Raw genomic sequence first — 7837 nt, 5'->3', positions numbered from 1 at the left:
GTGTTGATGACGTCGTTTTCGAGTTCGGTAGCGACGTTCCTGGCGGGGCTGTTGGCGGCGACGGCGGAGGGGCGGATGAACAGCATGGTGGTCATGCCGTCCTTGTAGATAAAGGTCAGGTGCAATGGCGAGAGCGCCAGCAGTTCGGGATCGGCATTGCTCATCTGATTCACATACCAGGCATTGCTGAAAATCAGGCTGCGGATTTCCTCGATCTTGTTTTTATTGTAATCATCGCCCCAGCGCTGGGCGAAGTGTTCCAGGTTCTTCCCCAGGTTGGGTTCAAACAGGACGAAATAGCCGCCGTTTTCCATGGCGGTAAAGACCTTGCTGTAGACTTCCGGTAACGGCTTTTTGACTTTTTTGACGTAGACGCGGGAATCGCTCTGGGCCTTGTCTTCCGCTGCCAGGGCATTGACCGGGGCGCCGCTTAGAAACAGGCATAGCGCCAGTAACGGGAAAATGATCCGGGTGGACAAGGTGGTCATTACGGCGTCCCTCTTCGATTTAACAGGCATCCTGTGGAAGAAGCAGCAAGCCTACCAAGGCCGCGGCATCGGCTCAAGTCAGCCGGTCACCTTGTTGCGCAAATAGACCGGTTCGGCTGCCTCCACCGTCACGGCCTGATCGGCACTGGCCGCGGCCAGTTCGGCGAGATATTCGGCACGGGGATAACGTAAAAGTTCATCCTCAATGAGTCCGGAATAGCCGGCCTGGTGCAAGTCGTTCGTGTAGGCACTCACACCACTGCCGATGAGCTGGCACTTTTCGCAGGCGGGCAACGCCGCCAGTGGCGCCACGCCCTCCTCGTCCTGCAATTGCATCAGCTCGCCCTGCAACCGGTACACGCCCCAGTAGAGCTCATTCATGCGCGCGTCGATCAGGCTCAGCACCTCCCGGGCATCATGCACCCGGTACGCGGACTGGGCCAGGGCCGCCAGGCTGGAGATGCCCAGCACCGGCAAGCGGGCCGCAAAGGCCAGTCCCTGCAACACACTCATGGTCACCCGGATGCCGGTAAAGGAGCCAGGCCCGTGATCGAAAGCGATGAGATCCAGATCCGTCAGTTTCAGATCCGCCTCCTGCAACAGTTCATCCACCATGGGCAGGATCAGGCGGGTATGTTCGCGCGGCGCCACCGCATAGCGCTGGTGTGTCTCGCCGTCGATCCACAGTGCCGCCGAACAGGCCTCGGTCACCGCATCCAGGGCCAGAATCTTCATGCCGGCGCCGCCTGTTTCTGTCGCTGTTTGAAAAAGTCGCGCACCTCGCGCAGGGAACGGGTTTGCGGCATGGGTGGCAGGGATTGTAAAAAGACCCGGCCATACGGCTTGTTGTGCAGGCGGGGATCGCAGATCATCAGCAGACCGTAATCATTCACATCGCGAATCAATCGCCCCGCCCCCTGTTTCAGGGTGATCACCGCCGCCGGTAACTGAAAGTTCATAAATGCATTGATGCCCTGTTTTTGCAAGGCCTCGATCCGCGCCTGCAGGACCGGATCGCCCGGTGAGGCAAACGGCAGCTTGTCGATAATCACACAGGAGAGTGCCTCGCCGCGCACATCCACCCCTTCCCAGAAGCTACTGGTGCCGAGCAACACCCCGTTGCCGGCGCGACGAAACTGCTCCAGCAGGACATCACGCGGCGCCTCGCCCTGGACAAACAACGGCCACGGCAACCGGTCGCGCAGCAGATCCGCGGCTTCCTGCAGGGCACGGTGGCTGGTAAACAGCATAAACGCCCGTCCGTCGGTCACCGACAACACCTCGCGAGCCTGCTCGACCACACTGGCCGTGTAGTCCGGGGCGTTCGGGGCCGGCATCGCCTGGGGCAGATACAACAGCGTCTGACGAGCGAAGTCGAACGGGCTGTCCCAGCGCGCGGTATCGGCCTCTTCCAGTCCCAGCCGCTGCTGATAATGATCGAACCGGTCGGCCACCGCCAGAGTCGCCGAGGTAAAGATCCAGCTGGCCGACGACGCGGCCAGTTGTTCACGAAAATTGCCGGCAATATCCAGCGGGGTCAGATGCAGGGTAAAACTGCGCTGATGGACTTCGTACCAGTGAATATCATCACTGTCATGCACGGCCGTGAGCAGCCCGAAACGGTCGGTCAATTCCCGCGCCCGTTGATAACATTTATCCAGCGCCTTGCTGCGCGGCGCGCAGGGTTCCAGTGCGTTTTGCAGATCACTGAGCCGCCGGTTGATCTGAGCGGTAACTTCCCGCATATCGGCGCGGTTAGCCAGTTCCTTCCAGTTACCGCGCTGCCCCGGTTGCTTGAACAGCAGGCGCATGTCACGCACGGCCTTCTCCAGTTGATCGGCCAGGCGGGTCACTTCCCGATCTTCGTTAATCTCGTTGATATATTCATCGCGGCTGTCGCGCGCCAGCTCCAGCAGCTGGTTGGCACTCAGGGCGGTGCCGAAAAAGCCCGAGGCCACTTCCGGCAGTTGATGGGCCTCATCGATAATAAACGCCTCGGCCGTGGGCAACAGTTCGCCAAAACCGGTCTCACGCAACGCCATGTCGGCAAACAGTAAATGATGATTGATCACCACCACATCGGCCCCCTGCGCCTCGCGCCGCGCCTCCACCAGGTGACAGCGATCGTAGTAGTCGCACTCCTGCCCCAGACAGTTGTCGGCGGTGGACGTCACCTTGGCCCAGATTATGTCCTGCTCGTCCACCTCGGGCAGTTCGGCGATGTCGCCACGGCGGGTCCGTCCGGACCAGTCGCGTATGCGCTGCAGTTTTTTCATCTCGGCCGGGTTCTGGGTGGCCGTCTCCTCGGCCAGTTGCAGGCGATGCAGACACAGGTAATTGCTGCGGCCTTTTAACAATGCCACGCTGACCGGCACCTGCAGGGCCTGGCGCACCACCGGCAGATCGCGATGAAACAGCTGATCCTGCAGATTGCGCGTGCCGGTGGAGACCACCACCTTGCGACCCGACAATAACGCCGGCACCAGATAGGCGAAGGTCTTGCCGGTGCCGGTGCCCGCCTCGACGATCAGGTGATGGCCGTCCTCCAACGCCTCAGCAACCGCCCCGGCCATGGCCTGCTGCTCGGCACGCGGGGCAAAGCCGTCCACCTCGCGGGCGAACGGGCCATACTGACCGAGAATCTCGTCGGGGCTATCCACAGGGATATCGTTACTCAGGGTTGTTGATGGGATCCCGGGACGGTTCTTCGAGACGCCCCTCCTCCCGGGTCCAGACCAGTCGGGCGATATTGCGAAAGCGGGCGACCGACATGGCGCCCCGTTTGTTGCGCGGGCTGTCGTGCAGCGCGTCGAGCACCTCGTCCCGCCGGGCCTGATAGATTTCGAAACTGTCGAAGTCTTCATCCATCAGCACCAGCACCACGGCATCCCAATCCTGTTCCAGCTTGAGCTGGCCGATGCGCTGCCCCGATTTGCTTTCATCGAAGATCGCCCGGCCCTTGATCTGGATACGCTGTTCGTTCCCGTCACGGCTCACGGCATCGTACCCGGCCGCGTCCTGCTCGCAGGGCTCCAGATCCAGATGCACACAGGCATCGTGCCGGGCGATTTCGCTGCTGATGGGGAGCGACTTGCCGGTAGCACGGCGGTACTCGGCGGCCAGTCGGCGCGCTTCACTGATCAGTTTATCAACGGCAAAAACAGACACACCGGCCACCCGCTCACAGAAAATGCCGCCATTGTAACGCACTCTGCTGCACTTGGGGCGTGCGCTGCACTAACCACCCCCGCGCCTCATTACTGAAAGTCTGAATCAGCGTTCCGGATATCCGTATCGATTTAAGTCAAACGATTCAGGTATCCGGAACATCTCTTCAGTCATCACTCGATAATGCCCTGGCGCGTTGCTCGGCATCGCGGGCGCCGGACTCGTCCCCCGACTGATGACGGGCATGGGCAATGATGCGCCAGTTATCCGCCTGCAGCCGGCGATTATCGCGCCGGTCCAGGCTGTTGGATTTGGCAGCCAGCCCGGCCGCTTCCTCCAGACGCCCCTGATGTAAACGGAGTTTGGCCATGTAGTACCACAACACGGCATTGCGCGGCTCAATACGCAGTGCCCGCTCCAGGCGCGCCTCGGCGACCGCCAGTTCGCCCTGGCGCGCGGCCTGGTTGGCCTGCTCGAGCAGCGCCAGGACCGGCCGGCTGGTGCCGGTGGCGGGTCGCACCTGGGTAGCCGGCTGTTCCCCGACCTCCAGCCCCGATCCCGAATCCGGGGCGCTGGCACAGGCCCCGAGCAGTACGATCAGCAGAAATAACGAAAACGGTCGGATCATGTTCATTGAAACAGCCCCTTGAACCAGTTAAACGGATTGTTCGATTGGCGGCGCTCGCCCCCGCCGGCACAGTCACTTTTTTGCTGTGGCGCGGTGCCCTTGATAAAGGCCAGATAGGCCGCCCCGGGACACCCCGGCTCGCTGATCCGGCCGGAGCGGGGATCGATCCAGTGATACTCGAGCTCTTTGTGCGGCAGCGGTTCCAGTGGCTGCCCCGGCAGCTCGGCAAAAATCTCACCCCAGACGCGCAACGCCCCGCTGGCCCCGGTCAGGCCGGTTGGCTGGTTGTCATCCCGCCCCAGCCAGACCACCCCCAGATGACTGGCATTGAAGCCGGCGAACCAGCTGTCGCGCAAATCGTCGGTGGTACCGGTCTTGCCGGCCACACGCGAACCTTCCGGCAAGTGATTCCGCAGTGCCCGGGCGGTTCCCTGGCGTGGCACCTCCTGCAGGGCGCTGTTAAGCACCTGTACCGTTTTGCCGTCCAGGGTCTGTTCCACCTGGACCGGATAGCGACGCAGCGGTTCACCGTCGGCGGTGAGTACCTCGCGAATGACCCGCAGGGGGCTGCGAAAACCGCCGGCGGCCAGAGTCTGATACATCCCGGCCACCTCATAGGGCGTGAAATTAACTGCACCGAGTAACATGGACGGGTACGCCGGGATGTCGCGCGTCGCCCCGAGCCGGCGCAGGGTCTCGGCAATCGGCTCAAACCCCAGGGTCATGCCCAGCCGGACAGTCGCCTGGTTATACGAATTGATTAACGCCGTGAAAAGCGGCACCTGACCGTGCGATTCACCGCTATAGTTACGCGGTGACCAGCGCGTCCCGTTGTCCGCCTGCAGGGTAATGGGTGAATCGTCGATCAGCGTGGCCAGGGTATAGTTCTGCGGCTGCGCCAGCGCGGTCAGATACACTGCCGGTTTGATCAACGACCCAATTGGACGAGAGGCATCCAGTGCCCGGTTGAAGCCGGCGTAACGGGCGTTGCGATCCCCGACCAGAGCCAGGATTTCGCCCCCGCCGGCACGGGTGATCACCACGGCGCCCTGGAGTGTGCCGGACAGATTGCGTTGCCGATCCAGCCGGGCAATCTGCCGGCTCAGACTCTGTTCCGCTTGCTGCTGGATGGCCGGATCCAGGGTGGTAAAGATTTGCAGCCCTTCGGAAGTGAGATCCTGCTGACGATACTGCTCGCGCAATTGCCGACGCACCAGATCCATGAAGGCGGGATGATCGGAGATCGCCCCCGGTTTGCCGGCGACCACGCCTAACGGGGCATCACGCGCCTGTTGCGCCCTGGCCGGATCGAGCCCCCCGTCCTGTTCCAGAATATCGATAATGCGGTTGCGACGCGCCAGCAAACGCTGCGCATGGCGCTCGGGATGGTAATAGGACGGTCCTCGCGCCAGCGCCACGAGGGTGGCGATCTCGTTCGCTTCCAGCGCCGCCAGCGGTTTGTCGAAATAAAACCGGGCCGCCAGGCCAAAACCGTGAATCGCGCGCTCTCCATCCTGGCCCAGATAGATTTCGTTGATATAGGCTTCGAGGATCTCGGTCTTGGGATAATGCCAGTCCAGCAGCAACGCCATAACCGCCTCGTTGGCCTTGCGCCACAGCGTGCGTTCGTTGGTCAAAAAGAAGTTTTTGACCAGTTGCTGGGTCAATGTGCTGCCACCCTGGACAGTGCGTCCGGCTCGCAGATTGGCCAGCAAGGCGCGGGCGATCGCCCGGGGATCGAGTCCCCAGTGTTCATAAAACTGGCGATCCTCCACCGCGACCAGCGCCTGCTGCAGCAAGGGGGGCACGTCGAGCAGACGCACCAATACCCGCTCCTCGCGATGATGCGGATAGATGCCGCCAATGGTCGGTGGCTCAAGACGCAACAAATTCAACTCACCACCGTATTGATCCTGCAGGCGCGTGATCGTCCCGTTATCGAACCGCACCGTCACCTGACGCGAGGGTTCCCGCCCGTCCCAGAACTGAAATGCCCGGGTGGTAAAACGGAGTCGATCGCCGTGGCGGGTGTAATTGCCCACCGCCCGGCTGGCGGCATTGTCACGATAACCGAGTAATGTCAGTTCACGCTCCAGTTGCGCCGGTGTCAGGCTCTGGCCCGGATAAATTTCCAGTGCCCGGGCATACACCCTGGCCGGTAGCGCCCAGCGTTTGCCTTCGAAGTGCGTGCGAATGGTGAAATCGAGATAGGCCACATAGCCGACCAGAACGATCAGCAGGCCGGCAAACAGATAGCGCCAGCGAAAACGCCCCGGCGATTTACGCGCGGGGCTCTTGCGCGAGCGTTTGGGCCGGGATGAACGTTTACGGCGTGGGGCGACAGATTTACGACGTGGCATAAGCGACTAACAGACCCGAACAGGCTCCTTCGATCCGGCAGCGAAAACATCCCGGATAACCAAAGACATCAGTATAAAGCATATCAAGCCGCGGGGGCTGTCATGGGAGTGGCCGGATGCCACGCAAATTGCGATCCCACTCAGACGACCAGATCCAGCGAAGCGCGGCTGGCTGACGTCTCCCGGGTAGTGGAGGCAGACGGGTCGAGGCGTTTTGCCTGTTCAGGTGCATAGGTGCGAGCAATTTTTTCGCGCATCAGGTTGCTGCGTGCCTGCTCGCTATCACTGATCGGGCCATGGGCAGGCCCCAGCCGGACCAGACGGCCGTCCAGCCGGCGTTCGGGACGCCACAGTTCCTGATTCTGTGAGGCGCGCGCCGTGTCGGAGGCGCGCTGACGGGCCTCGGCCTGTTGCAGCTGCTCCTGCATATCCCGCCCCTGATCGCGACGCTGCTGATCGGAGCCGCGCGCCGGATTCACCTGGCGCGGGAACAGATTGTGCTGGAGGCTGTTGATATCCATACGTTTTCTATTTTAGCGCAAAAACTGCTCAAAAGAGCACCGTGTCGGCCGCTAATTTAAATTCGGATACACAAAACTGACGCTCGTCACAGTTTTCAGAGTACGTTAAAAATCTGTTTGAAGTCCCTGATTATGCTCAAAATAATTGACCGCAACAGCCGGATAGGCTAAAAACAGGGTCTGGAGAGAGATGATGCGATTCCGATACCCACAATCCGCTCCGCTGGCAGGACCGCGCACCCTGCTGCTGGCAACCCTGGCGCTGCTGATGCTGTCTGGCTGCGGTATGACGCTGCATCGCAGCGCCGACAGCGGCGGTGATCGGGAAAAAGTGGTGGAAATTGCGCGCGACCTGCTCGGAACGCCCTATCGCTATGGTGGCGAGTCTCCCCGCCACGGTTTTGATTGCAGTGGCCTGGTGCAATACGCCTATCAGCAGGCCGGCCTCGAAATTGCCCGGACTACCGGTCAGCAATACCGGCAGGTCCAGGCCATCCCCAGCCGGTTCCTGCGGCCCGGCGATCTGGTCTTCTTCAGCACCAAATACAACCGCTTCGTCTCCCACGTCGGGATCTACCTGGGAAACAACCGCTTTATCCACGCCCCTTCCAGCGGTAAAACCGTCAGCGTCGCCAACCTGCGCGATCCCTACTGGCGCCGCCACTTCGCCTC

8 protein-coding genes are annotated in these 7837 nt (G+C 61.4%); 1 reads left to right on the top strand and 7 read right to left on the bottom strand.

Annotated features, from left to right (window positions below):
- The 7 genes from RI563_RS00185 to RI563_RS00155 all read right to left on the bottom strand — a co-directional run.
- Positions 1-488: DUF302 domain-containing protein (locus RI563_RS00185; RefSeq protein ID WP_310692294.1), on the bottom strand; the 488-nt coding region annotated here is incomplete at its 3' end.
- Between the two features lie 78 nt (positions 489-566).
- Positions 567-1223, bottom strand: a complete 657-nt coding sequence (gene tsaB, locus RI563_RS00180) for a tRNA (adenosine(37)-N6)-threonylcarbamoyltransferase complex dimerization subunit type 1 TsaB (protein WP_310692293.1) — start codon at positions 1221-1223, stop codon at positions 567-569.
- Entirely contained in the window at positions 1220-3148 is a 1929-nt protein-coding gene (locus RI563_RS00175) for an ATP-dependent DNA helicase (protein WP_310692292.1), read from the bottom strand. Before RI563_RS00175 ends, tsaB begins: the two co-directional genes overlap by 4 nt.
- Before the next feature lie 10 nt (positions 3149-3158).
- Positions 3159-3656, bottom strand: coding sequence for a hypothetical protein (locus RI563_RS00170; RefSeq protein ID WP_310692291.1), 498 nt, complete (start codon positions 3654-3656; stop codon positions 3159-3161).
- A 166-nt stretch (positions 3657-3822) separates the two neighbouring features.
- Positions 3823-4290, bottom strand: coding sequence for a tetratricopeptide repeat protein (locus RI563_RS00165; protein ID WP_310692290.1), 468 nt, complete (start codon positions 4288-4290; stop codon positions 3823-3825).
- The gene (gene mrcB / locus RI563_RS00160; protein ID WP_310692289.1) at positions 4287-6644 is read right to left on the bottom strand and encodes a penicillin-binding protein 1B; all 2358 of its coding nucleotides are present in this window, start codon (positions 6642-6644) and stop codon (positions 4287-4289) included. The genes RI563_RS00165 and mrcB overlap by 4 nt, the downstream gene beginning before the upstream one ends.
- Before the next feature lie 140 nt (positions 6645-6784).
- The gene (locus tag RI563_RS00155) at positions 6785-7165 is read right to left on the bottom strand and encodes a hypothetical protein (RefSeq protein WP_310692288.1); all 381 of its coding nucleotides are present in this window, start codon (positions 7163-7165) and stop codon (positions 6785-6787) included.
- Positions 7166-7355: 190 nt separating this feature from the next.
- Here RI563_RS00155 and RI563_RS00150 point away from each other — a divergent pair.
- A partial coding sequence (locus RI563_RS00150; RefSeq protein ID WP_310692287.1) for a C40 family peptidase occupies positions 7356-7837 on the top strand: 482 nt, incomplete at its 3' end.

The organism is Thiohalophilus sp., from assembly GCF_031581315.1.
Taxonomy (GTDB): domain Bacteria; phylum Pseudomonadota; class Gammaproteobacteria; order UBA6429; family Thiohalophilaceae; genus Thiohalophilus.
The sequence above is the reverse complement of the archived record's forward strand: the minus strand, read 5'-3'. Positions and strand labels throughout refer to the sequence as shown.